At 61.8% G+C, this 24882-nt stretch carries 27 protein-coding genes; 18 read left to right on the forward strand and 9 right to left on the reverse strand.

The window, feature by feature from the left end; all coding sequences use genetic code 11:
* The first annotated feature begins 77 nt into the window (after window positions 1-77).
* Entirely contained in the window at window positions 78-1331 is a 1254-nt protein-coding gene (gene tyrS / locus IB238_RS07830) for a tyrosine--tRNA ligase (protein WP_192245045.1), read from the forward strand.
* A 160-nt stretch (window positions 1332-1491) separates the two neighbouring features.
* Here tyrS and IB238_RS07835 read toward each other — a convergent pair whose 3' ends face one another.
* Entirely contained in the window at window positions 1492-4881 is a 3390-nt protein-coding gene (locus tag IB238_RS07835; protein ID WP_192245047.1) for a DUF3971 domain-containing protein, read from the reverse strand.
* Window positions 4882-5035: 154 nt separating this feature from the next.
* Between IB238_RS07835 and IB238_RS07840 the strand changes: the two genes are divergently transcribed.
* The 5 genes from IB238_RS07840 to IB238_RS07860 all read left to right on the forward strand — a co-directional run bounded on the left by IB238_RS07840 (window position 5036) and on the right by IB238_RS07860 (window position 9836).
* On the forward strand, window positions 5036-5503 hold the full coding sequence (locus IB238_RS07840) for a peroxiredoxin (protein WP_192245049.1): 468 nt from the start codon (window positions 5036-5038) through the stop codon (window positions 5501-5503).
* Window positions 5504-5507: 4 nt separating this feature from the next.
* A complete protein-coding gene (locus IB238_RS07845; protein WP_192245051.1) occupies window positions 5508-6353 on the forward strand; it encodes a ferritin-like domain-containing protein in 846 nt (281 codons plus the stop codon).
* Window positions 6354-6442: 89 nt separating this feature from the next.
* Window positions 6443-7747 (forward strand): M23 family metallopeptidase, encoded by a 1305-nt coding sequence (locus IB238_RS07850; protein ID WP_348648208.1) that lies wholly within the window; start codon window positions 6443-6445, stop codon window positions 7745-7747.
* Between the two features lie 177 nt (window positions 7748-7924).
* The gene (locus IB238_RS07855) at window positions 7925-9397 is read left to right on the forward strand and encodes a DEAD/DEAH box helicase (protein ID WP_192245053.1); all 1473 of its coding nucleotides are present in this window, start codon (window positions 7925-7927) and stop codon (window positions 9395-9397) included.
* Between the two features lie 10 nt (window positions 9398-9407).
* A complete protein-coding gene (locus tag IB238_RS07860; protein ID WP_192245055.1) occupies window positions 9408-9836 on the forward strand; it encodes an NUDIX domain-containing protein in 429 nt (142 codons plus the stop codon).
* Here IB238_RS07860 and IB238_RS07865 read toward each other — a convergent pair.
* Genes IB238_RS07865 through IB238_RS07895 form a run of 7 tightly spaced genes read right to left on the reverse strand, consistent with a single transcriptional unit; the run spans window position 9826 to window position 15533 of the window.
* Complete coding sequence (locus IB238_RS07865) at window positions 9826-10158, reverse strand: TfoX/Sxy family protein (protein ID WP_192245056.1); 333 nt, start codon at window positions 10156-10158, stop codon at window positions 9826-9828. The two genes, IB238_RS07860 and IB238_RS07865, sit on opposite strands and share 11 nt — an antisense overlap.
* 2 nt (window positions 10159-10160) lie before the next feature.
* Window positions 10161-11792 carry a molybdopterin-binding/glycosyltransferase family 2 protein gene (locus IB238_RS07870; protein ID WP_192245058.1) on the reverse strand — a complete coding sequence of 544 codons (1632 nt, stop codon included), beginning with the start codon at window positions 11790-11792 and terminating at the stop codon, window positions 10161-10163.
* Window positions 11789-12490, reverse strand: coding sequence for an XdhC family protein (locus IB238_RS07875; RefSeq protein ID WP_192245059.1), 702 nt, complete (start codon window positions 12488-12490; stop codon window positions 11789-11791). Before IB238_RS07875 ends, IB238_RS07870 begins: the two co-directional genes overlap by 4 nt.
* Window positions 12490-12819, reverse strand: a complete 330-nt coding sequence (locus IB238_RS07880; protein WP_192245061.1) for an XdhC family protein — start codon at window positions 12817-12819, stop codon at window positions 12490-12492. The genes IB238_RS07875 and IB238_RS07880 overlap by 1 nt, the downstream gene beginning before the upstream one ends.
* Before the next feature lie 12 nt (window positions 12820-12831).
* A complete protein-coding gene (locus tag IB238_RS07885; protein ID WP_192245063.1) occupies window positions 12832-14082 on the reverse strand; it encodes a VWA domain-containing protein in 1251 nt (416 codons plus the stop codon).
* Between the two features lie 2 nt (window positions 14083-14084).
* A complete protein-coding gene (locus IB238_RS07890; RefSeq protein WP_192245065.1) occupies window positions 14085-15014 on the reverse strand; it encodes a MoxR family ATPase in 930 nt (309 codons plus the stop codon).
* Between the two features lie 24 nt (window positions 15015-15038).
* Complete coding sequence (locus IB238_RS07895; RefSeq protein ID WP_348648209.1) at window positions 15039-15533, reverse strand: flavin reductase family protein; 495 nt, start codon at window positions 15531-15533, stop codon at window positions 15039-15041.
* Window positions 15534-15727: 194 nt separating this feature from the next.
* Here IB238_RS07895 and IB238_RS07900 point away from each other — a divergent pair, with 194 nt between their 5' ends.
* The 6 genes from IB238_RS07900 to purB all read left to right on the forward strand — a co-directional run bounded on the left by IB238_RS07900 (window position 15728) and on the right by purB (window position 21270).
* Entirely contained in the window at window positions 15728-16813 is a 1086-nt protein-coding gene (locus IB238_RS07900) for a branched-chain amino acid ABC transporter substrate-binding protein (RefSeq protein WP_192245066.1), read from the forward strand.
* Window positions 16814-16816: 3 nt separating this feature from the next.
* Window positions 16817-17821 carry a P1 family peptidase gene (locus IB238_RS07905; protein WP_192245067.1) on the forward strand — a complete coding sequence of 335 codons (1005 nt, stop codon included), beginning with the start codon at window positions 16817-16819 and terminating at the stop codon, window positions 17819-17821.
* 150 nt (window positions 17822-17971) lie between these two features.
* Entirely contained in the window at window positions 17972-18649 is a 678-nt protein-coding gene (gene rpe / locus IB238_RS07910; protein WP_192245069.1) for a ribulose-phosphate 3-epimerase, read from the forward strand.
* A complete protein-coding gene (locus tag IB238_RS07915; RefSeq protein WP_192245071.1) occupies window positions 18646-19374 on the forward strand; it encodes a DUF2259 domain-containing protein in 729 nt (242 codons plus the stop codon). Before rpe ends, IB238_RS07915 begins: the two co-directional genes overlap by 4 nt.
* A gap of 185 nt (window positions 19375-19559) precedes the next feature.
* Window positions 19560-19904, forward strand: coding sequence for a hypothetical protein (locus IB238_RS07920; RefSeq protein WP_246723501.1), 345 nt, complete (start codon window positions 19560-19562; stop codon window positions 19902-19904).
* A gap of 61 nt (window positions 19905-19965) precedes the next feature.
* Window positions 19966-21270 carry an adenylosuccinate lyase gene (gene purB / locus IB238_RS07925; protein ID WP_192245073.1) on the forward strand — a complete coding sequence of 435 codons (1305 nt, stop codon included), beginning with the start codon at window positions 19966-19968 and terminating at the stop codon, window positions 21268-21270.
* Between the two features lie 85 nt (window positions 21271-21355).
* On the opposite strand, the gene IB238_RS07930 is transcribed toward purB, so the two are convergent.
* Window positions 21356-21670, reverse strand: coding sequence for a DUF1476 domain-containing protein (locus tag IB238_RS07930; RefSeq protein WP_192245075.1), 315 nt, complete (start codon window positions 21668-21670; stop codon window positions 21356-21358).
* 232 nt (window positions 21671-21902) lie between these two features.
* Here IB238_RS07930 and purC point away from each other — a divergent pair, with 232 nt between their 5' ends.
* From purC to arsC, 6 genes are all read left to right on the forward strand, one after another.
* A complete protein-coding gene (gene purC, locus IB238_RS07935) occupies window positions 21903-22667 on the forward strand; it encodes a phosphoribosylaminoimidazolesuccinocarboxamide synthase (protein ID WP_192245077.1) in 765 nt (254 codons plus the stop codon).
* A gap of 66 nt (window positions 22668-22733) precedes the next feature.
* Window positions 22734-22976 (forward strand): phosphoribosylformylglycinamidine synthase subunit PurS, encoded by a 243-nt coding sequence (purS, locus tag IB238_RS07940; RefSeq protein WP_192245079.1) that lies wholly within the window; start codon window positions 22734-22736, stop codon window positions 22974-22976.
* Window positions 22977-22992: 16 nt separating this feature from the next.
* A complete protein-coding gene (locus tag IB238_RS07945; RefSeq protein WP_192245081.1) occupies window positions 22993-23250 on the forward strand; it encodes a hypothetical protein in 258 nt (85 codons plus the stop codon).
* Window positions 23247-23921, forward strand: coding sequence for a phosphoribosylformylglycinamidine synthase subunit PurQ (gene purQ / locus IB238_RS07950; RefSeq protein ID WP_192245083.1), 675 nt, complete (start codon window positions 23247-23249; stop codon window positions 23919-23921). Before IB238_RS07945 ends, purQ begins: the two co-directional genes overlap by 4 nt.
* A 46-nt stretch (window positions 23922-23967) precedes the next feature.
* Window positions 23968-24369: a hypothetical protein gene (locus IB238_RS07955; RefSeq protein ID WP_192245085.1), complete on the forward strand. Its 402-nt coding sequence runs from the start codon at window positions 23968-23970 to the stop codon at window positions 24367-24369.
* A 99-nt stretch (window positions 24370-24468) separates the two neighbouring features.
* Window positions 24469-24816: an arsenate reductase (glutaredoxin) gene (arsC, locus tag IB238_RS07960; protein ID WP_192245087.1), complete on the forward strand. Its 348-nt coding sequence runs from the start codon at window positions 24469-24471 to the stop codon at window positions 24814-24816.
* The last annotated feature ends 66 nt before the right edge of the window (window positions 24817-24882 follow it).

Consider the following 24882-nt stretch of genomic DNA (forward strand, 5'->3'; position numbering starts at 1 on the left):
TGAAGTGATTATGCGCAAAAACAGTGCTAAACGCCCGGCCGTTCGTTCCAAAACCTCCCCTACAAGAGAGAAGACCAATGTCAGGTTTTAAGTCAGATTTCCTTCGCACGCTCAGCGAGCGCGGCTTCATCCATCAGATCTCGGATGAAACCGGCCTCGACGACCTGCTCGCCAAGGAAACCGTGACCGCCTATATCGGCTTCGATCCGACCGCACCGAGCCTGCACGCCGGCGGCCTGATCCAGATCATGATGCTGCACTGGTTCCAGAAGACCGGCCACCAGCCGATCTCGCTGATGGGCGGCGGCACCGGCATGGTCGGCGACCCCTCGTTCAAGGACGAGGCACGCCAGCTTATGACGCCGGACACGATCGCCTCCAACATCGCCTCGATCAAGAAGGTGTTTTCGAACTACCTGAGCTACGGCGACGGTCCGAAGGACGCGCTGATGATCAACAATGCCGACTGGCTGCTCGGCATCAACTACCTCGAATTCCTGCGCGACGTCGGCCGTCACTTCTCGGTCAACCGTATGCTGTCCTTCGACAGCGTCAAGATGCGCCTCGACCGCGAGCAGTCGCTGTCGTTCCTCGAATTCAACTACATGATCCTGCAAGCCTACGACTTCGTGGAACTGAACAAGCGCTACGGCACGCGCCTGCAGATGGGCGGCTCCGACCAGTGGGGCAACATCATCAACGGCCTAGACCTCGGCCACCGCATGGGCACGCCGCAGCTTTACGCGCTCACCTCGCCGCTCCTGACGACCGCGTCGGGCGCGAAGATGGGCAAGTCGCTTTCAGGCGCAGTCTGGCTGAACCCGGACATGCTGTCGGCCTATGACTTCTGGCAGTACTGGCGCAACACCGAGGACGCGGACGTCACGCGCTTCCTGAAGCTCTACACGACGCTGCCGATGGACGAGATCGCGCGCCTCGCAGCCCTCGGCGGCTCGGAGATCAACGAGGTCAAGAAGATCCTCGCCACCGAAGTCACCGCCATGCTGCACGGCCGCGAAAACGCGGAACAGGCAGCGGAGACGGCGCGCAAGACCTTCGAAGAAGGCGCACTGGCCGAGAACCTCCCCTCAATCGAGATTCCGGCAGGCGAACTCGAAAGCGGGATAGGCGTTCTCTCGCTGATCGTCCGCGCTGGTCTGGCCGGCTCCAACGGCGAGGCACGCCGTCACATTCAGGGCGGTGCCGTGCGCATAAACGACAACGCCGTGACTGACGAGCGCATGACGATCGGCGGCGGCGAGGTCACCGCCGACGGCGTGATCAAGCTCTCCCTCGGCAAGAAGAAGCACATCCTCGTTCGCCCGGCTTGATCCGGGCAGCGGAGGAAACACGATCCCGCGTCCGCACGCAGGATCACTGTCAAAATGATCAACCCGCGATCCAGATCGCGGGTTTTTTGCTGCCTGAAACAAGAAACCGACACAGCAACAGCTGCCGCCAATATTCCTGTTGTCCGCCAGTCTCGCGTGGTCAAAACTCGAAGATGTTGCGGAATACGCCCGGAGCGATGATCGAGAGCGGATTGACCATCAGGTTCGGCCGATCGAACGGACCGGTGAGCTTGAACGTGATGCCGATGAGGCCTCTGTCGCTGCCATTGCCGAGTATAAAGCCTATCAACGGCAGCTCCGCGAACAGGCGGTTCAGACCGTAGGCAGGCATGAAGGTGCCGGTAAGTTCCATCCGGTTATTTCCGTCCCGGACAGTGCCTTGGAAGGTCGCGCCGACCGCTTCGCCGCGCACGACACCGTTTTCGACCCGCAGGGTTCCACCCTTTGCGACGACGAACGCAAAGCCGCGCTGAAAGTGCATCGAGCTCGTATCGATTTCGCTGCGGACGGCTTCGTTCAGGCTGCGGCCGCCGGCTGGTGTCGACACCATCGAACGCAGCTTCTCCTCACCGGTCAGCTTGAATTTGCGGATGTCGACCGGCCCCCGCCAGCTTCCATCGGCACCGCTCTTCAGGCGCATGTTCAACAGCCCCCCGTCCATGTGCCGATAGATGTTGGCGAGGCGAGCAAGCGCACCTGCGTCACCTGTGGTCAGTTCTAGCGTGCCCTCACCCTTGCCCAACTTGGCGACCAGTGCCTGGCCACTGCCGGTGACCGCAGAAAGGTCAAGCGCCGATAGCCGGCTGCCGTTCGTTGCATAGGCGAGGCTGACATTGCCGAGCGTTTCGCCATTAAATCCGACAACCTGCCCGAGAGTGGCGCGTAACGAAATGGGAGTTCCATCCTTCGCCCCACCGGCACCGGTCGGATTGGCTTTCAGCCGCCCGAGCACAGGACGCACATCGGCCACGTCGCCCTGAACCTTCACCAAATAGCCCGCCTTGGCGCGGTCGATTGTGACTGCGTAGCGGTCCTGCGCCGACAGTCGCACTTTGTCAAACCGCGCAGAATTCAGCGATGCACCCTTGAGAATCACATCTCCTGAGACCGCAAAACCGTCGCCGGAGAAGTTGAAATCAGAAAGACGCGTCCCGCTGTCCTGGCCATCCTGCTTATCCAGGACAAATGTCGCCTTCGCCGGCACACCCGCCCCCTTTGTCCAGCCGATCCAGGGCAACGATACCACTGTACGCCCAAGATCCGTCTCAACCCGCTGCAGTCCATTCGGTTCCGTCGTCACCGAGAGGCCTAACGGACCGGAAAGCAGATCATTCAGGCCCGGGAAAAGGCGGGCCCGATCCTTGTCGCCTATGGTTCCGGAAATCTTCAATTCCCGCTTTAGATCAGCCGTGCGATCGATAGGTTCGACAAGGACGATATCGAGGGGCACCTGATCGACGTGAGCCTTTGCCTTCAGTCCCGCGCGGCTCGGGTTGACCACGAGTTCGCCTTCGACCTGCGATATGTTTCGGCCCGTGATCGGCTTCTTAAGATCCACACCAAGAAGGTCGATATCGGCCGCCCATTCCGGCGGCGGCGGGTTCTGATCACGCACAAGGCCAAACCGCGCCTTGACGTTCGCTTCGATCGGGCCGGCAAAATCCTCCGGCGTGAACTGCGTTCGCTTCAAAACGTCGATTGGCTTGTAGGTGATCAGTTCCGCGACAGCATCCGAGGCGCCTGCCAGATTGATGTCCATCTCCGCCATCAATGGACGATCATAAGTATTTGGCATCCGAAACGTGCCGCCGCTTACCGTCACCGACCGCCCTGACGGCATGTATGCCGCGCCGCGGTTGATGTTGATATCGATGCGCTCACCATGGAGTTCGAAATGACCTGATGCGTCACGCAATGGGGGTATGGCGCCGGCGATATTGATCCGCGTGTCGGCGACATCGAAAGTAATCGTCAGTTCGTCCTCGCCAAGCAAAAGACGTCCATCCGGACTGGGTTCTCGGTCCGCCGCCATCGACACTTCGATCCGGCCGTTCGTGACCGTTCCGCCGAAGATGTTGCCGACCACCCACTGGCGCGCCTTCTTTGCCAACCAGTACGGCCACAGTTGCTTCACAGCCACCGCCTGAAGCCGATCGCTGATCATGGCAAAGTTGACCTCCGGCGATTTCCCACCCAAAGCCAGCCCAAGCGAACCTGCCAGCGATCCGTGCGGGGTCGATACGCCGAGCTGATCGAACAGCAGCTGCTTCGTCTTCGGGATAAGCCGCCCAGTGACTTTGGCGTCAAAACGAACCGGAGCTTCGCCCGTGTCCTCCGGCGCGCTCACGGCGTTGCGGAAGACAAGGTCAATCGCAAACCCCTTGTCTCGCTGATCAGCGAGCCGGTCGAGATCGATCAGGCCGCCAGTGAATGGGAAGGACGATGCTCCTACATGGACTTCGGAGGGGGAAATCTCGAGCGAGCGACGCGCATAGTCGTAATGCGTGGCAATTCGAGTGGGTTTGAGCTGCGCACCAACGCCGCCGAAATAAAGGAACCCGCCCTGTGTGTCGGCGACGAGTTCAAGACGCGGCTCGGCACCGTCGGCGTCGCGCGCCGCTGACAGGGTGATGTCGGCCTGTGCATCTATGCCCGTTCCGGCCTCACCCTCCGGGCCCCGCCGCAACCCGATGGCGCTAAGCGGAATGCCGGAAATCTTGCCACTGAGCTCGCTCGCATCGTTTGTGCCCCGCGTGACAAGAGCAATGTCTCCGGATTGGCCGTCCAGCGCGTAGCGCCCGTCAATCGACATCTCCCCCGCCTTGGACCGCGCAAAGGTCAGGTTCTCCACGTTGAGCGTAAGCGACCGTCCTCCATTACCGGTGATCGGCAGGTCGAGATTGGTGATCCGGACGCGCGACAGTCCATTGCCCGCGATGACGTCCTCGATCTTCTCCAAGCGATCGAAAGCAAGTTCCTGATAATCCGGAATCGCATCGAGGCGAACGTTATCGAAGTCGATCGGCGGTCCCTTGGGCAGGAGAGCCGGATTGAACATCGCCTGATCGATATCCAGGCTCGAAGGCGAGACCCGGCCCGAAACAAGCGCAATCGGGTCGAGCACGATCGCCACCGATCCGGCATTTAAGACGTTCTCGCCGCTTGATTTTTCCGTAAGGGTGACATTCTCGGCCTTCAACGCCAGCCCGCCGAAGCTGGAGAACCGAAGGACGGTCTTATCCACGGACGCGCTGTAGTGCGGGCCCACGGCCTGATCCAGAGCTGCAAGGGCGCGAGCATTTAGCGGTGAATCGACCAGCCCGCTTTCGACGGTTGCCACGACCAGAACCAGAAGCAGCGCTACAACGGCGCCAAGCCCGCCGATCAGACGGAGTAAAACTGAAAAATGCGCTGGACGGTCAGTGCAGTGCAACACGATCGGCTCGTGCGCCTGTGCCGACGGCAGATCGTGCAGGCGCACGATGTCGCCTCTGCCGAACTTAACCTTCTCGCCACGGATATCGCTCATGTCGCGGTTGTTCCGTTCCCTCATGCCCGGCATGCCGGTCGATTTCAGCCGGCCACATGGATCGACCGATTGCGACTGGACGATTCCTCTTAAGATTATATACCGGGGATCGCGCCCGCATGACCGAAAAACCTGTCCAAAGAAAGGAAATCCCATGGCAGAATTGTCGCTCGGAGCCATCGCTCCCGATTTTTCGCTCCCGAGCGACGGCGATGGCCGGATAACCTTGAGCGACCTGCGCGGCAAACCCGTCGTACTGTTCTGCTACCCCAAGGACGATACCGAGGGCTGCACCAAGGAGAACATCGCATTTTCGGCGCTGCTTGGAGAGTTCGAAAAGGCCGGCGTCGTGGTCCTCGGCCTTTCACCCGACTCGGTAAAAAAGCACGACCGCTTCAGGTCGAAGCACGATCTGAAGGTGCGCCTGCTATCCGACGAAGACCATGGGGTCCTCGAAGCCTACGACGTTTGGAAAGAGAAAAGCATGTACGGCCGCCGCTACATGGGCGTCGAGCGCACAACCTTCCTTATCGATGCTGACGGACGAATTGCGGAAATCTGGCCGAAGGTAAAGGTAGCCGGTCACGCCGAGGCTGTGCTGGCGCGTGCGAAAGAACTTTAAATAAATGACACAAGGAATTGCAGCTTCTCGCACTTATGCGATCAAGAGTTTGCGTGGTGGCGCCACGGAAGCCATCCTCGCAGTCGATCTGGATGTGAAGGCCGACCTTGCCCAGGAAACGGCTCGTCGCTGGTTTGCGCGCACCCTTTCGCTGCGATCGCCGCTGGATCCGCCGCTCCCCGACCGGCCGGGCCGGCCGCATAAGCCTGAACTCGTCCCGCCGAAAAACATGAAGAAGCGGTCGCTGCATACCCTTAAGGGCCGAATAGCCCTGCTGCACGCGCTCGCCCATATTGAGCTCAACGCCGTCGATCTCGCACTTGATATCGTCGCCCGCTTTACGACTGAAGGCGTTCCCCATTCCTTCTTCGACGGCTGGATGCAGGTTGCCTTCGAGGAGGCCAAGCATTTCCGCATGGTGCGCGACCGCTTGCGCGAACTCGGCGCCGACTACGGGGATCTGCCGGCCCACGATGGACTTTGGCAGGCAGCCCATAGCACGCGAAACGATCTCACCGCCCGCCTCGCGGTCGTGCCGCTTATCCTCGAGGCGCGCGGCCTCGACGTGACCCCGATGCTTCAGGCAAAGATGCGCGAGACCGGCGACATCGAAAGTGCCGATGTGCTGGAGGTGATCTACAATGATGAAAAAGGACATGTCGCCGTCGGGGCAAAATGGTTCCGCTTTCTCTGTGCACGCGCGAAGAAGGATCCGTCGGCGACCTTCAAAGAATTGGTCCGGGTCAACTTCCGCGGCCCGCTCAAGGCGCCTTTCAATGACGTGGCACGTGCCGAGGCCGGCCTGACGCCATCCTTCTATCGCAGCCTCGTCTCCGTTAGCCAAAGCTGAGATCGCCGCCTCAAGCCTTTGTTAACCTTAACAGGGTGTAATTCCCGACAGCCCTGGGGCAGGGATCCTTGAATTGTCAGGAGTTGAGGGTGGCGGCACATCCTGAAAGTCGCGTTTTCGGCAAGCGCGAGCAACAACACATCATCATTCTCGCCAGCGGCGACAAGGTTCGCCACATGACCGTCCGCCCCTGGATGACGGCCGTGGCCTTCTGCTTTGCCGGCATGTTCACTGTCGGCTACCTCGCCGCCACCTCCTATCTCGTCCTCCGCGACGGCCTGATCGGCGCCACCATGGCGCGCCAGGCGCGCATGCAGCACGACTACGAAGATCGCATCTCCGCCCTGCGCGCGCAGGTCGATCGCGTCACGAGCCGCCAGCTTCTCGACCAGCAGGTTGTCGAGGAAAAGGTGGAGAAACTGCTGGAACAGCAGATGGCGCTAACGGAACGCAACGGCAAGCTCGACACCCTGCTCAACCGAGCCGGCAGTGCCGGGATAGCCGACCCCGTACTCGAAGAGCCGGTCGAAGAAGTTGAGCCGCTTGCCTACGGGCGGCGGGCGGATGCCGCAGCAGGGCTGAAAGCCATCGACAGGGTTCTCGGACGCGAGACAGCGGGCGCGGCCACCCGACAGGCATCCATCGCCCCGCTCGCCTACGCGGCCCCGGGCGAATCCGTCGCCGACCGGGCGGATCGGATGTTCTCAAACGTAACGCTGTCGTTGAAGAACGTAGAACGCCAACAGGTGTCCCGCATCCAGTCACTCACGAACGGCGCTTCAGAGATGGCGGATGCGATCGAATCGATCCTGGCTCACACCGGGATCGAGATCGAGGTACCACCCGTGGTAGACGACGCCAGCGCGATCGGTGGTCCCTTCGTAGAACCCCTGTCAAGCAACATCTTTGAGTATTCGCTCGGTGAACTCGACACCGCGTTGAACCGGCTGGATTCGATGCGCAGCACCGCACGCAAGCTGCCGTTTGCCAACCCCTCTCCCGGCAGTGACGTCACAAGCCGATTCGGCAATCGCACCGATCCCTTTCTTGGGCGCCTCGCCTTGCACGCCGGCATCGACTTCCGGCTACCCGTCGGCAGCGAAGTCCGGGCCACAGGCTCGGGCACAGTCGTCACGGCCAGCCGTAACGGCGGCTATGGGAATCTGGTAGAGATCGATCACGGCGATGGACTGACCACGCGCTACGCACATCTTTCGCGCATACTGGCAAAGGTTGGCGATACGGTCGACAGCGGTGACATCGTCGGACTGTCGGGCTCCACCGGTCGCTCGACCGGTCCGCACCTGCACTACGAAGTGCGCCGCAACGGGCGCGCGAGCGACCCCGCGCGCTTTCTCGCCGCCGGCGCGAAGCTTTCATCCTATATGAATTGACGGGTCAATTCGTCCCGCGTTAACCGCATATCCCGTTCGCTTCACGTGCGAATCATCAAGAACTGCCCGTTTCCTTGACTTTCCGGCGCTTTCAGCATAAGTGCGCTGCATCCAGCTTTCATCACCAAAGCTGAAACCCAGGCGTTCGCGAGAACCGGAACGGAAACAGATTTCCCTTTGACCACTTTTTCTGACCTTGGCTTGAGCCAAAAAGTACTCTCCGCTGTCACGGACGCGGGCTACACCATTCCCACGCCGATCCAGGCTGGGGCGATCCCGCCTGCCCTGCAACGCCGCGACATCCTGGGAATCGCTCAGACCGGCACGGGCAAGACGGCTTCCTTCGTTCTTCCGATGCTGACGCTGCTGGAAAAGGGCCGCGCACGCGCACGCATGCCGCGCACGCTCATCCTCGAGCCGACGCGCGAACTCGCCGCGCAGGTCGCCGAGAATTTCGAGAAGTACGGCAAGAACCACAAGCTCAATATCGCGCTTCTGATCGGCGGCGTGTCCTTCGACGAGCAGGACCGCAAGCTCGAGCGCGGCGCCGACGTGTTGATCGCCACGCCCGGCCGCCTGCTCGACCATTGCGAGCGCGGCAAGCTGCTGATGACCGGCGTCGACATTCTCGTCATCGACGAAGCCGACCGCATGCTCGACATGGGATTCATTCCGGATATCGAGCGTATCGCCAAACTCATCCCCTTTACCCGCCAGACCCTGTTCTTCTCGGCAACCATGCCGCCGGAAATCCAAAAGCTTGCGGATCGATTCCTGCAGAATCCGGAGCGTATCGAAGTCGCCCCGCCCTCCTCGACCGCCAAGACGGTCACGCAGCGCTTCGTCGCGACGCATTCGAAAGACTACGAGAAGCGCGCCGCATTGCGCGACCTGATCCGCGCCCAGGAAGAGCTTAAGAACGCGATCATCTTCTGCAACCGCAAGAAGGACGTTGCCGATCTCTTTCGCTCGCTCGACCGCCACGGCTTTTCCGTCGGTGCGCTGCACGGCGACATGGACCAGCGCTCGCGCATGACGATGCTGGCAAACTTCAAGGACGGCAACATCAAGCTTCTGGTAGCCTCCGACGTCGCCGCCCGCGGCCTCGACATTCCGGATGTGAGTCATGTCTTCAATTTCGACGTGCCGATCCACGCGGAGGACTATGTCCACCGCATCGGCCGCACAGGCCGCGCCGGCCGCTCCGGCGCCGCGTTCACACTGGTAACGAAGCGTGACACGAAGTTCTCCGATGCCATCGAAAAGCTCATCGGCCAATCGGTCGAATGGCTGAACGGCGACCTTTCCGCCCTTCCCCCCGCCGTCGAGAGCGACGAGCGTGAAAAGCCTCGCAAGGGTCGCGAACGCGGCCGTGACCGTGACCGTGACCGTGGAAACAGTCACAAAGGTGACAACCGCAAGGACGATAATACGCGCGAAACGAATGCAGCGGAAAGAGGAAACGACAGCGTGAAAGCCGAACGCCACAACGAGACCAGGCCCAACCAGCCGGTGCGCAACCAGCGTCCAGCCAACGATGACAATCGTGACCGCCGCAACCGCTATCGCCGCGACGAGGACGACGGCCCGACGCCGATCGGCTTCGGCGACGACATCCCGGCCTTCATGCTGATCGCCGGCAAGGCCTGATCCTTCTTCCATGCCGATTCCAGGCGTCGAGATTCCCGGCGTTGGCTGTGGGCTTGCGATTCTGCGGGACGACAAGATCCTGCTCTATCGCCGCGCCCGCGCACCGGAAGCTGGCCACTGGAACATCGTCGGCGGCAAAGTCGACCACATGGAACGTTCGCTCGATGCCGCCCGGCGGGAAGCTGAGGAGGAAGCCGGGCTCGCTTTCGGTCGGATCGACTTCCTCTGCCTTTCCGAACAGGTCATCGCGGCCGATAACCAGCACTGGGTCTCCGTCATATACGTGACCTGGGACTTCTCCGGTGAACCGCGCGTGATGGAGCCGGAGAAATTGCCGGAATTTGGCTGGTTCCCGCTAGACGCCTTGCCGCAACCACTGTCCCGCTTCACAACAGATGCGGTGGCTGCACTTCGGGCAAAAGCGCTTATTACCGCTTGACCGGATTGGTGCGCAGCGCGGCATCCAAGGCAAGCCGCACCCATTCCGCCATCAGGTCCGGATCGTCGAAGGCATCCTCGGGAATGCTCCAGTATGGCATTTTCAGCGGCGCGCCCGTCTTGCGCCCCTCATAGGTCCATTGCCGGCAACCGGACATCTCGAACTCGGGGATCGTCACTTCGTCGGCTTTCAGCAGAATCTCGCCATCCACTTCGAGCGCGACGATCAATTCACCGACATAGATACCCTTGCCGCCGAACATGCGCTTGATCGTCACCGAGCCTAACGACTCGAACATCTCCTCGATCGTGTCGTTGTCCATCGCTAGCCCTTCAATATTCCACCCGCATCCTTCACCGCCTCGGGCGTATCGACATCCAGATGCGCTGCCGGCCCAATCTCGACGTCGATGATCTCCAAGCCCGAGGTCTCGATGATCTGGCGCGCACCGACATCACCCTCGAGCTGCCGGATTGCGGCGAAGGTCGCACGCGGCAGGATGACGGGATTGCCACGCTTGCCATCAGAGACAGCCCGTACGACTGCATTCCCGCCAGCCGCCGCAAAGGCCGACATCAATTTGCGTAGGTCTTCCGGCGATACCTTCGGCATGTCGGCCAGATGGACCAGCACGCCGGCACAGTCCGCACCGACCACATCGAGGCCAGCGTTGAGCGAGGTCGACATGCCATCCTGGTAGAGCGGATTTCGAACAATCTCCACCGGCAGCCCGGACAATGCCGCTTCGATCTCCGCTGCCCGATGTCCAGTCACGACAACGGCCTTGCCGGGAGCGACCGCAAGCACGGTCGATACAGACTTGCAGATCAACGGCACACCTTCGAACTCGGCGAGAAGCTTATGACGGCCGGCATTGCCCATGCGGCGCGCCTGCCCCGCGGCAAGCACGATGCCGACGATGTCCTTGGGCCCCACGCCAGTTGCCCTGCGCTCGCCTTTCAAGTCCCGCGGCCGCGGCCTGGTCGGAATTTCGGCCAGCAGACCGCCAACGCCCATCCCCGTGATATCGACTGCACCAGGCGCTTCACCGGCCAGGATACGGGCCAGAACCCAGTCAAAACCGTTTTCCTTGGGGCTCCGGGCACAACCCGGCGCGCCGATCACTGGAGTGTCACCCATACGGCCGAGAACGAGGAGATTTCCCGGATCTACAGGCATGCCGACCTGTTCGACGTGCCCGCCCGCCTTTCGGATCGCCGCCGGGATGACATCCTCCGAATCGGAAACGGCGGAAGCACCAAAGATGATGACAAGCTCGCTCTCGCGCGCCGCCGGCCCCAGGGCATCCGCCAGCACCGCCGTGTCATGAGCCACCCGCATCTCACCGGTGAGTTCACTCCCAGACGGCTCCAGCCGGTGCTCCAGCATCAAGCGCGTCTTGTCCATCACCGAGGGCTTCAGGGAGGGTAAGACGGTCGCAATCATCGCCACGCGGCGCGCGGTGAACGGCCGCACAAAAAGGGCGTCGGCACCCGCGAGAACGACAGCCGCATCCTCGACGACCTTGCCCGGCACGGCCAATGGGATGATCTTGACCGTCGCCACCATGTCGCCCGGCCGTACGGTCGCGCGGTCCGGCAGCGTGGCAATGGTGATCGCCGGATCGACTCGGTTGAAGTGATCGATCGTGGTGCGATCAACGCGAAACAGACCATCGACGGCAGAATGCAGGTTGATACGCCCCGTGGCAGCCTTGGTGAAGGTCAGGTGGTCGGGCGCGATCGCCTCGGCGATGCGCGCGGCGGCGGTATCCTCGCCGACATCCCCGGGCTGCATTCGCACGGCGATGACACTTTCGACGCCCGCCGCCAGCAACCGCTGACAATCCTCCTCCGAAAGCAGGTGGCCCTTGGAAAGGGAAACTCCTTCGGCGCGCACGCCATGTGCCAGGATTGTTCCAGCAGCTTCGCGTGCGGCGACGTCACCGAAGATCATGTCGCAACCTCCGTCCGCAGGTTTCGGCGCCGGAAGGCCTGGATGACCTCGGCCATGATCGCAACAGCGATTTCGGCCGGACTTGCCGCTCCTATATCGAGGCCGATCGGGGCCGAGATGCGCGCGAGCGCTTCCTGCTCCACGCCTGCCGATGTGAGCCGCTCGATCCGTTTGGCGTGTGTCTTCCGGCTGCCCAGCGCTCCGACATAGAAGCAGCCCGCATCGAGGGCTGCTCGGATCGGATAATCGTCGATTTTCGGATCATGCGTGACCGCCACAAGCGCGCAATAGGCATCGAGCGGACGCGCCTTCAGAACGTCCTCCGGCCAGTCGGCGACGAGATCGGCATCTGCGAAGCGTTCTTCGGTTGCGAACGCCGTGCGGGGATCGATGATCGTCAGATCAAAACCGGAAACCTTTGCGATTGCCGCAAGCGCCTGGCTGATATGCACCGCACCGATCACGACGATACGAGCCGGAGGAAGATAGGCATTAAGAAAATAGCTGCGCCCATCCATATCGACGGCTCCCGATTTTCCCGATCGGAACGCCGCCGCAATCGCCTCGCCGAGCGGACCGACGACAGGGTCGCCCTCGCGCACGATACGATCGCGCCCGTCACCAAGGTCTGTCACGTGCACCACGGCGCGACGAGCGCGCCGCTCGGCATTCAGCTTACGCAAAATCACGGGATCCATCAGCCAAGCCGCTCCACATAGACGCGAATCCGCCCGCCGCAGGAGAGCCCGACCCGCCAGGCGGTCTCGTCGGCGACGCCGAACTCCAAGATTTTCGGCTCACCGCTTGCAATCACGTCGAGGGCCTCGCTGATGACTGCGCCTTCTACGCAGCCGCCCGAGACCGATCCATGGAAATTGCCGGCGCCGTCGATGACAAGGTGGCTGCCGGTCGGACGCGGCGCCGAGCCCCAGGTTTCGACAACCGTCGCGATCGCCACCTCGCGCCCATCGTCCATCCATTTTTCCGCCACCGCCAGCGGATCGAGCGTATCGATCATCTCTTCCATGCCGGCCCTCCTTTACGTCATTGCGGCGAGAAACCGCCGCGGATCGGCACCGACCCCGCCATTGCCGGACAATGCGGCGACCAGATCCGATATGGCTTCAAGATTGTGCACGGCCCGCAATTCGTCAACATGCGGAAGCATGGCGCGCACGCCCCGCGCCCGCGCCTCGAACCCTTCGAAGCGCAGCAGTGGGTTCAGCCAGATCAACCGCCGGCAGGAGCGGTGCAGCCGATCCATTTCGGTCTCAAGCGTCTCGATGCCTTCGCGCTCCAGGCCATCGGTGATCAGCAGCACCATCGCGCCCTGCCCCAGCACCCGCCGCGACCAGAGCCGGTTGAACTCCTTCAGCGTTTCGCCGATGCGCGTGCCACCCGACCAGTCCTCGACCGCGCGCGTGCACTCTTCCACGGCTTCATCGGGATCGCGGTGGCGCATCTGGCGGGTCACGTTGGTCAGCCGCGTGCCGAACAGAAAAGTGTGGACGCGCCGGCGCCGGTCGGTCAAGGCGTGCAGGAAATGCAGGAAGATCCGGGTGTACTGGCTCATCGAGCCGGAAATGTCGGCAAGAACCACCAGCGGCGGATGCACCATTTTCGGTTCCCGATGGCGCGGCAGGATCAGCGCGCCGCCTGTGCGCAACGCCTGTCGCATCGTCGCCCGCGCATCCACCATTGCCTTTTGCGTGCTGCGGCGGAAACGACGCGTCCTGATCTCATCCATCGGTAACGTGAGGCTTGCAATTGCGCGCTTTGCCTCGCGCAGTTCCGATGACGTCATCTGGGCGAAGTCAGTTTTGCGCAACAACTCGCTGACGGAGGTCGTAAAGCGGGCATCGACCTCGATCACAGGATCTTCCCGCGGACGTGTCGCATCCTGCCGCCCGGCAAAGAGCGCATCCGACACACGCGTTTCGCCCGCCTTCTTCCTATCCTTCTCCGAGTCTTTCCGGACGACGGGCGACATCATCGCGATCATTTTTTGCACGAGGTCGCGCGAGCGCCAGAACAGCCGGAAGGCCTCGTCGAAGATTGGCTGATCCTCGTGGCGCGTGAGCAGCGTGCAGTAAAGGGCGGTATAGAATTCGTCGCGATCGCCGATGCCGATCGCCTCGACGGCTTCGATTGCGTCTGCCACCGCAGCCGGCCCAATTCGCAGGCCTGCCTTGCGCAAGGCCCGCGCGAAATGAACGATATTGTCGGCGAAGCGGCCATCACCGGCTGGGATCGACGGCAGGATTAGTCCGTCTGTCGCCGCCTCGACCATGGTCAGCCCGCCGCGCGAAGCTCGGACTTGACCTCGTCCAGAAGTTTTCGCCCCTCCCCGCCCTCAATACGGGCGATGTCATCCTGATACTTCAGAAGCGTGCCGAGTGTGTCGGAGACTGTTTCCGGATCGAGCGCCATGCGATCAAGCTCAGTGAGCGCTGTGGCCCAATCGATCGTTTCGGCCACGCCCGGATTCTTGAAAAGATCAAACGTACGCAGCTTCTGAACATAGGCGACGATCTGTTTGGACAACGTCTCATTGCAGCCGGGCACCTTGCGACGGATGATCTCCAGTTCCTGCTCGGCCTTCGGATAATCGACCCAGTGGTAGAGGCAGCGCCTTTTCAAGGCGTCGTGCACCTCGCGCGTCCGGTTGGTGGTAATGATGACGATCGGCGGCTCGGCAGCGCGGATCGTACCAAGCTCCGGCACCGTCACCTGGAAATCGGAGAGCACCTCCAGCAGGAATGCTTCAAACGCCTCGTCCGTCCGGTCGAGTTCATCAATCAGGAACACTGGCGCACGGCCGTCAGGAGACGAAAGCGCCTGCAACACGGGACGGCGGATGAGATAGCGATCGGAAAAGATGTCGGACTCGATCCGCTCGCGATCGGTCGTCCCGGCGGCTTCGGCGAGACGGATTTCCAGCATCTGGGCGGGGTAGTTCCACTCATACACCGCAGAGGCGATGTCGAGGCCTTCGTAGCACTGGAGCCGGATCAGCGGACGCTCGAGCGCGCTGGCGAGCACCTTGGCAATCTCCGTCTTGCCGACACCAGCCTCGCCTTCCAGAAACAGCGGCCGCTTCATCTTCAGCGCGAGGAACAGCACAGTCGCAAGCGACCGCCCGGCCAGGTAGTTGCCGGCCGCAAGCATGTCGAGCGTTTCGTCGATCGTCTGGGGAACCTTCCCCTTCTGGTAGGCTACCATGCTTCCTCCGCTTTGGAGGAGAACTTATAGCGTGCGGTAGTCCCGGTCCATATAGATGAGCGCCGGTTTTTCCGGACCGTACGTCAACCCGAGCACCTCGCCGAAGAGGATCATGTGCGTGGCCATGACCTTGACCTCGAGCAGACGGCAATCGAACGTTGCCAGCGCATCGGCGAGAACCGGCGAACCAGTGACGAGCTCTGTCCACTTGCCCTGCGAAAAGCGGTCGCCCGGAATGGACGGGTCGCGACCGGAAAAGGCGTTAGCGAGTTCGATCTGGTCCGCGGCGAGCGAATTGAGCGCAAAGTGCCCGCTCTTGCGGAATATCTCGTTGCGCGGATTGGACACGTTGAGGCAGGCCAGCACAATCGCTGGATTGTCGGAAACAGAACAGGCCGCCGTGATGGTTACGCCACGGCGCTCGCCCTCGTATGCCGTGGTCACAATCTGGACATGTCCGGCATATCGGCTCATGGCGTCGCGATAGAGCGGCGGATCCAGCATCAGTTTGTCCAACACGGCATTCTCCCTTGTCGTTCAGGGATACATGGAGAGAATGAAGAAAATTGTAAGCCCAAAAACGTCATTTCCCAGGGTTTTCCAATCACGCGGGACGGCCTGGGGACCAGCGACGGCTGCCACGACCGTCATTTTGCTTTGACCGGAGGCATTCCGCTCGTACAAGGATACAGGCCACCACCCCGGATTATCTCATGTTCCGCCGTCTGACCATCAGCCTCCTGTCAACCATAGCCCTCGCCCCGCACGCGAGCGCAGCCGGACCGACGATCGCGGTCGTCGCGCCCGTCACCGGACCTTTCGCCATTCTCGGCGACCAGATCCGTGAAGGTGCCCGTTTTGCCGCCGCGACGGACGCCTTCGACGTGGTCGAAATCGGCGAAGCTTGCGATGAAGTCGGTGACAAGACAATCGCACAAAGCATCCTTTCAGCCGGCGCGACAGCGGCAATCGGTTTCCTCTGCACCGAGGATTTGCAGGCAGCGCTTCCGGCGCTTGCGGATGCTGGCGTTCCTGCCATCACGCTCTCGGTGCGGTCCGGCGTCTTGATGGAAGACGCGCTGAAACGGGACTGGCCGCTCTTCCGGCTGGCACCAGGCCCCGGCATGGAGGCGCAGAAAGTCTCCGACGTCATCGCGTCCACCTGGGCGGCCGAACCCTTCGCGCTGATCGACGACGGTACCATCCACGCCCGCGAGCTGGTGGAGGCGATCCGTCTGAAGCTCGAGGAGAAGGGCATGAAGCCGGTCTTTGTCGACACATTCCGCCCCGCCCAGGAACAGCAGATCGGGCTGGTGCGCCGACTTGCGAAGGCGGGCGCAACCCGCGTTTTCGTCGGCGGAGATCGCGGGGACATGGCCGTGATCGTCCGCGACGCGCGTGCAGAGCGGCTTCCGCTTTCGTTCATGGGCGGTGAAGCGATGATGGCGGCAGACGCGACAGTGGCTTTGCCAGATGGCACGCAGGCGATTGTCCTACCCATCGATAGCGCAACACCCGAAAGTGCCGCCCTCGCCATGACGATGAAGGAAGCCGGATTCGTGGCCGAAGGCTATGTCTTTCCCGCATATGCCGCGACTACACTCGTCGGCAAAGGGGCTGCAACCGCCGCTTCCGCTGGTAAGACGCTGCCCGATATCCTCGCGGCGGACACCTTCCCCACCGTCCTGGGCACGATCGGCTTTGGTGCGGATCATGAATTGCGCGACAATCCCTATCTCCTGATGGAATGGAAGCACGATCGCTTCACACCCGTCCTGCCTCCGATAGAAGGCGACTGAGACATGAAGCCGGGAGCGCGCAACCTGATCACGGACGTCGAGGGCATTCGCGTCGGCAACGCCTCCGACGACCGGCTCAAATCCGGCGTCACCGTCATCGTCTGCGAAAAGCCGTCCGTTGCCGCCGTGCAGGTGCTCGGCGGCGCTCCAGGCACACGCGAGACCGACCTGCTGGAGGTACACAACACGGTCCAGACGATTGATGCCGTCTGCCTGTCCGGCGGCTCCGCCTTCGGCCTCGACGCGGCATCCGGCGTGCAGGCGGCGTTGCGCGAACAGGGGCGCGGCTTCGCGGTAGGACCAATTCGCGTGCCGATCGTGCCCTGCGCGATCCTGTTCGACCTTGCCAATGGCGGCGACAAGGATTGGGGGCGCTATCCGCCCTATCGCGAACTTGGCTACGCGGCGACACAGGCCGCCGGAACCGAATTCGCTACCGGCACCGCCGGCGCCGGCACTGGGGCGACGACCGCGACCTTCAAGGGCGGGCTCGGCTCCGCCTCCACGGTGCTTTCGAGCGGAGTAACGGTTGGAGCGCTCGTCGCCGTCAACGCACTGGGCTCCGCCTCAATCGGTTCCAGCCACCATTTCTGGGCAGGTCATCTCGAAGAGGGCAGCGAATTTGGCGGGCTTGGACTACCCGCAACCATTCCAAGCGAGGCGCGCCAGCCGCGCACGAAGCTCGGCGTACCTGTCGAGGGACCGGCCAATACGACCATCGCCGTCATTGCGACGGACGCCATCCTGACCAAAGCCGAAGCCAAGCGACTGGCCATTTCCGCCCATGACGGCTTCGCCCGCGCGCTCTGGCCCGCCCACACGCCGCTCGACGGCGACCTTGTCTTTGCAGTCGCGACCGGCACGAGCGGCAAGACGGTCACGCTCGAGGAATTCATCCCCCTTTGCGCCGCCGCCGCATCGACGATGGCCCGTGCAATTGCACGTGGCGTGCATGATGCGACGCCCATGCCAGGTGACCTCCTACCGGCCTGGGGCGGCGGTCGATGAAGTGCCGCCGCCGAGGCTCGCTGCCCCGAGGCGCTTTGACGACAAGGCAGGCCGCTTCGACGAACAAGTTCGCGCGGTGATCCAACGTTGTCCGGCACCGTAAGCGGTGGTATGGGCACGCAACATCACGTCGCCCTCGGAGCCCAAGCCATGCCCAGCCCCATCCGGATCGCCCCGTCCATCCTCGCCGCCGACTATGCCAAGCTTGGCCAGGAGGTGCGCGACGTCGTCGCCGCCGGCGCCGATTGGATCCATCTCGACATCATGGACGGACATTTCGTGCCGAACATCTCGTACGGCCCCGATGTGATCAAGTCGCTTCGGCCGCATACCGATGCCTTCTTCGACTGCCACCTGATGATCGCTCCGGCAGACCCCTATCTGGAAGCGTTCGCCAAGGCCGGCTGCGACGGCATCACGGTGCATGCAGAAGCCGGCCCGCATCTCGATCGGTCCATTCAGGCAATCAAGGCACTCGGCAAGAAGGCCGGCGTCTCGATCAATCCCGCGACGCCCGAGTCCGTCGTCGAATATCTTCTCGACAAGCTCGACCTCATTCTGGTGATGACAGTGAATCCCGGCTTCGGCGGCCAGAGGTTCATCCCGGCCATGGAAGAGAAGATTGCGCGCATCCGCAAAATGATCGCGGACCGTCCGATCGAACTTCAGGTCGATGGCGGCATTACCGTCGATACGATCGCCCGACCGGCTGCTGCTGGCGCAAACGTCTTCGTCGCCGGCTCGGCCGTCTTCGGTGGCGGCCATGTTGACGCCTATCGCAAAACGATTGAAACTCTGCGCGCGAATGCGGAAGGGGCACGCGCTTGAGACTATCCGGCAAGATCATCGCCTTGGCCGCCGGCGCCCTGCTAGCGCCGGCCTGGGCATTGGCCGGTGATTTTGCGCAAGTCCGGCCGATCGGGTTTTCCACCGACGGCGCCATCTTCGCCTACGAGGAATTCGGCATTCAGGATGGATCGGGATCGGCCTACTCGAACATCTATTTCATCGACACCGCGAAGGACTCGTATCTTTCAGGCACCCCGATCCGCGTCCAGGCGCCGGAAAACGACTCCAGCCTGCGGCGCGTGCGGGCTGAAGCCGCGGCAAAGGCCAATCCTCTCGTGGCGCGCTACAGCCTGAACGACAATCCGGGTCAGATCGTCGCCCTCAACCCCTACAGCGAAGTCGGCCCCGCGCCTGATACCATTCGCTATTACGAGTTTGCCTCCGAGCCGAGGTTCGGCCAGCCCTACACGTTAAAACTGACCGAAACCGAAGCTCCAGTGCCGGATACCTGCAAAGGTCTCATCGAACGCAGCGTAGGGTTCCAACTGGCTTTCACGGAAAAGGCCGGCGAGGTGGTGAACGAAACGGTCTATCGTGATGACCGTCTCCCACAGAGCCGCGGCTGCCCGACCGGGTACCGGATCTCAGGCATGGTCACCTATCAGGGTGGGGCCCAGCCAATCCACGTTGCCCTTGTCATGCTGCTCCGCTTCGGCTTCGAGGGCCTCGACGGGCGGTGGCTTGCCGTGCCGCTGAAGCCATGAGCACGGATGCGGCATCCGGAGGTTCGAGGTCCAGACAAGCGTCGGAGGTCAGCACCGTTCCGCTTTTCCCACCACTGTCGAAACTTCTCTTGGGTGCAATTGGTTGGGGCATGCTAATGTCCCTCTCGGCGATCGTATCCCTTTACCTTCGAAATCGCCTCGAGACATTCCACTTCACGGAATTGATGATCCTTTTTTTCGCCGGCGGTCTGTTTGCCTGGCCGTTCATCGTGCCGGCGGCCCGCCTTCTGAGCCGGCACGGCCGCATCGAGACGCGCTTTGCCGCCTGCTTTGTGCTGCTCGCACTCGGCACGATTGCGATGACCGCTTTTCTCTTCGCAATGGAATACCGGTCCTTCTACGCCCAGTGGCACCACCCAATTCTGACATGGATGGGTTTCCGCCAGTTCATCGGCACATCCGCTTCCGGGGTCTATCAGTTTGCCGTCATGGGGCTGGGGCTGTATCTTCCGGCCGGGCTGCCCGTTCTTGCGGGCGTGAGCCTCTGGCTAGCTAAAGCCATGCGTTGAGCTTGGACGTCTTTCTTGGTAGAGGGGCGCCAACACTCCTCCCAGAGAAAGCTGAAAGCCGATGATCCCCCGTTATTCCCGCCCGGACATGGTCGCCATCTGGTCGCCCGAAACGAAATTCCGCATCTGGTTCGAGATCGAGGCGCACGCCTGTGATGCCCTCGCGGAACTCGGCGTCATCCCCAAGGAAGCGGCAAAGACCATCTGGGATAAGGGCGGCAAGGCCGTCTTCGACGTCGCCCGCATCGACGAGATCGAAGCCGTCACGAAGCATGACGTCATTGCGTTTCTGACGCATCTGGCTGAGATCGTCGGTCCCGACGCCCGCTTCGTTCACCAGGGCATGACGTCTTCGGATGTGCTCGACACGACCCTCAACATACAGCTCGTCCGCGCCTCCGACATCCTGCTGGCCGGCCTCGACCGCGTGCTTGCCGCACTGAAGGCGCGCGCCTTCGAGCACAAGGACACCGTCCGCATCGGCCGCAGCCACGGCATCCATGCCGAACCAACGACGATGGGCCTGACCCTTGCCCGCTTCTACGCCGAGATGGACCGCAATCGCGCGCGCCTTGTCGCTGCACGCGCAGAAATCGCGACCGGCGCGATCTCAGGGGCCGTCGGCACCTTTGCAAATATTGACCCACGCGTCGAAGAACACGTCTGCGCCGCCCTCGGCCTCGTCCCGGAACCCGTCTCCACGCAGGTGATCCCGCGCGATCGCCACGCGATGTTCTTCGCCACGCTCGGCGTCATTGCGTCCTCGATCGAGAACATCGCGATTGAGATTCGTCATATGCAGCGCACCGAGGTGCTGGAGGCAGAGGAATTCTTCTCGCCCGGCCAGAAGGGATCGTCGGCCATGCCGCATAAGCGGAACCCGGTGCTTACCGAGAACCTGACGGGCCTGGCTCGCCTCGTACGCATGTCGGTCGTGCCGGCGATGGAGAACGTCGCCCTGTGGCACGAGCGCGACATCAGCCATTCGAGCGTCGAGCGCGCGATCGGCCCCGACACGACAGTCACGCTCGACTTTGCCCTGCACCGCCTGGCCGGCGTCATCGACAAGCTGCTCGTCTATCCTGAGAACATGATGAAGAACCTCAACAAGTTCCGCGGACTTGTTCACTCGCAACGTGTTCTCCTTGCGCTCACCCAGGCTGGAGTTTCACGGGAAGACAGCTATCGTCTCGTCCAGCGCAACGCCATGCGGGTCTGGGAAGAAGGCAAGGACTTTCTTGAGGAACTGCTGGCCGACCAGGAAGTGCGTGCCGCGCTGTCGGAAGAGGATATCCGCGAGAAATTCGACCTCGGCTACCACACCAAGCACGTCGATACGATCTTCAAGCGCGTCTTCGGCGCCTGACACAGAAAAGGCGCGGTCAAAGCCGCGCCCTTTCTAATTCTCCTGCTGGCCTGTCAGCCCACCCGAGCGGCTGTAGCCTGTAAACTCAGGTGTTCTGGACCTGCTCGACCGCCACACCGAGAAGTTCGAGCATCTGCACGCGAATGTCGTCCTCGCTCTTGACAATGCCGGCAGCATCGAAATCGGCCTTGATCTTGCGCACGACGTCCTCGTGTCCGACTTCCTCGAAATCGGCAGCGATCACTTCCTTGGCATAAGCCTCGCGATCGCTCTTGCCGAGCAGGTCGGCCGCCCAAAGGCCGATGAGCTTGTTGCGCCGAACTTCAGCCTTAAACCGAAGCTCTTCGTCCAGAGCGAACTTTGCTTCAAAAGCCTTTTCGCGATCCTGCATGGCGGTCATGTACCGACTCCCCTAATATGTGTATTCAACGCAATCCCATTGGGCTTCCGGATCCCATAAATCAAAAGCGTGTCGAAAGTGCAAATGCCTTTCGTCAAGCAGTGACCCGAAAGCCCGGAATTAAGGGGATCGGGACACAGGCCGATTGTTAAAGCGGCCCAATTCGTTTAAGGACCCGGGAAAGAAATGATATCTGCGTCACCCAAGGACGCCAACTGCAGAGACAAAATCAATGAACCGTCGCCGCCGTATTTACGAGGGCAAGGCCAAGATTCTCTATGAGGGTCCTGAGCCGGGCACGCTGATCCAGTTTTTCAAAGACGACGCCACCGCCTTCAACAAGAAGAAGCATGACGTCATCGACGGCAAGGGCGTGCTCAACAACCGGATTTCCGAGTACCTCTTCACCCATCTCAACAAGATGGGCATCCCGACCCACTTCATCCGCCGCCTGAACATGCGCGAGCAGTTGATCAAGGAAGTCGAGATCATCCCGCTTGAAGTGGTTGTGCGCAACGTCGCCGCCGGCTCGCTTTCAAAGCGCCTCGGCATCGAGGAAGGCACAGTGCTGCCGCGTTCGATCATCGAGTTCTACTTCAAGGCCGACAACCTGGACGACCCGCTCGTCTCCGAGGAACACATCACCGCGTTCGGCTGGGCGAGCCCGCAGGAACTCGACGACATCATGGCGCTCGCCATCCGTGTCAACGATTTCCTCTCCGGCCTTTTCCTCGGCGTTGGCATCCAGCTCGTCGACTTCAAGATCGAATGCGGCCGCCTCTACGAAGGCGACATGATGCGCATCATCATCGCCGACGAGATTTCACCGGATAGCTGCCGTCTCTGGGACGTCAACACCCAGGAGAAAATGGACAAGGACCGTTTTCGCCGCGACATGGGTGGATTGCTGGAAGCCTACCAGGAAGTCGCCCGCCGGCTCGGAATCATCAACGAGAACGAGCCGATCCGCGGCACGGGTCCCGTTCTGGTCAAGTAATCGCGGGCGGGTCTCTTCCCGCCCAGGCCGCACGGCCAAATGAAAAAAGCGTCTGAAGAGGAACACATGATCAAGGCACGCGTAACGGTCACGCTGAAGAACGGCGTTCTCGACCCCCAGGGCAAGGCGATCGAAGGCGCGCTCGGCGCGCTCGGTTTTGATGGCGTCGGCCATGTCCGCCAGGGCAAGGTCTTCGACCTCGAACTGCAGACCGCCGACAAGGCCAAGGCGGAAGCGGAACTGAAGGACATGTGCGAGAAACTTCTGGCGAACACGGTGATCGAGAACTACACCATCTCACTCGCCTAGAAGTTGAGGATCAATGATGGCGACTGTCGATGGCGATCTGATCTACGACATGCTGAAGAAAATCCAGGGAGACGTTTCTTCCCTGAAATTCGATACCGCCAGCATGAAGACCGAATTGAGAAATCTGCGTGGTGTCGTTGCCTCCATGCAGATGGATGTTCACCAGATCTACACGCGACTTGATCGCGTAGACCAGCGCCTCGACCGTATCGAAAACCGCCTCGAATTGCGTGAACTCGCAGAGGCCCAGGCAAAGTTTGAGCCCCACCCATGAAATCAGCCGTCGTCCAGCTCCCAGGCCTCAACCGCGACCGCGACATGATCGCGGCCCTCACCAAGATCGGCGGCAAGGTGCCCGTCACCGTCTGGCAGACCGAAACCGAGATTCCGGACGGCGTCGACCTGATCGTCATTCCCGGCGGTTTCTCTTATGGCGACTACCTGCGTTGCGGCGCAATCGCCGCACGGATGCCGGTGATGCAGGCGATCAAGGCGAAGGCCGAGGCCGGGGTGAAGGTTCTCGGCGTCTGCAACGGCTTCCAGATCCTGCTCGAGGCGGGGCTGCTGCCCGGCGCATTGATGCGCAATGCCTCGCTGAAGTTCGTCTGCAAGGAGATCAGGCTAGAGGTGGCAAACGCTGAGACGGATTTCACCCGTGCATACAGCAAGGGGCAGATCCTGCGTTGCCCGGTCGCCCATCACGACGGCAACTTCTTTGCCGATGCGGACACGCTCGCTCGGATCGAGGGCAACGGTCAAGTCGTCTTCCGCTATGCCGAGGGTACCAACCCGAACGGTTCGCTGAATGATATCGCAGGTGTGATGAACGAGAAGGGCAATATTCTCGGCATGATGCCGCATCCGGAGAACCTGATCGAAGCCGCCCACGGCGGATCCGACGGCCGCGGCCTCTTCGCCTCGGCACTCGATGTAATCGCCGCTTAACCTTACGCCCGTATCAGGGGCGCCTGTCCCGTCTGAAAGGCTCGTCATGCGCCCCATTGCCTCCTCCAAGGCCTTCATTCCGTTTGTTCTTGCGGTCGCTGGCCTCGTGTCCGCATGCCAGTCGGCCCCGCCGGCACCAAAGGCAAGCACTGCCGCCCTACCGACGATGGAACGGATTGCGCTCGGCGCCAATGCGTGCTGGTTCAAGTCCGGCGACGCCGCCTTCAAGGCCTACCGCCTTGCGCCGGAACTGAATTCCTTCTCCGGAAAACCCCGTATCCTCGTCGTGCCGCGCCGCTCGCCCGAAGCCCGGCCGCTGCTGGTGGTTCAGGCAGAGGGTCAACCGGCCAAGCTCAGCGCCTTCGGGCCGCTGATGGATGAGCCCGTATCCAGCCGCATTGCGACGGACGTCAAGCGGTGGGCCGCCGGCGGCGCCGGCTGCCGCTAGGTAGACTCAAGCAGTTACTGACTGCATGAACACTTCATCGTCCACCCACCGGACGGGAACTCATCTTCCCCTCCGGCCTCGCTTTTTTTCTAGGGCGTCATGACCATCCAGATCCTCCACAATCCCCGCTGCTCGACCTCCCGGAACGTTCTCGCGATGATCCGCGAGGCTGGACTTGAGCCTGAAATCATCGAGTACCTGAAGCACCCGCCGACGCGCGAGGAGCTCGTCAGTATCCTGATGGCCATGGACGCCTCTCCGCGTGACATCCTGCGCACCAAGGAGCCGCTGACCAAGGAGCTCGGGCTTCTCGATCCTGCGCGTTCCGATCGCGAGTTGGTGGATGCCATGCTGGAGAACCCGATCCTCATTGAACGGCCCATCGTGATCACGAGGAAAGGCGCCCGCCTCTGCCGGCCTGCCGAGCGGCTGAGCGAAGTCCTCTGAACCCGGCCCACCTCTTGTTGAGGTAGCCATTTTCCTGTCGCGCCGGTCTTCCGCATGCGCTAAAGA

The organism is Rhizobium sp. ARZ01, assembly GCF_014851675.1.
Classification (GTDB): Bacteria; Pseudomonadota; Alphaproteobacteria; order Rhizobiales; family Rhizobiaceae; genus Mycoplana.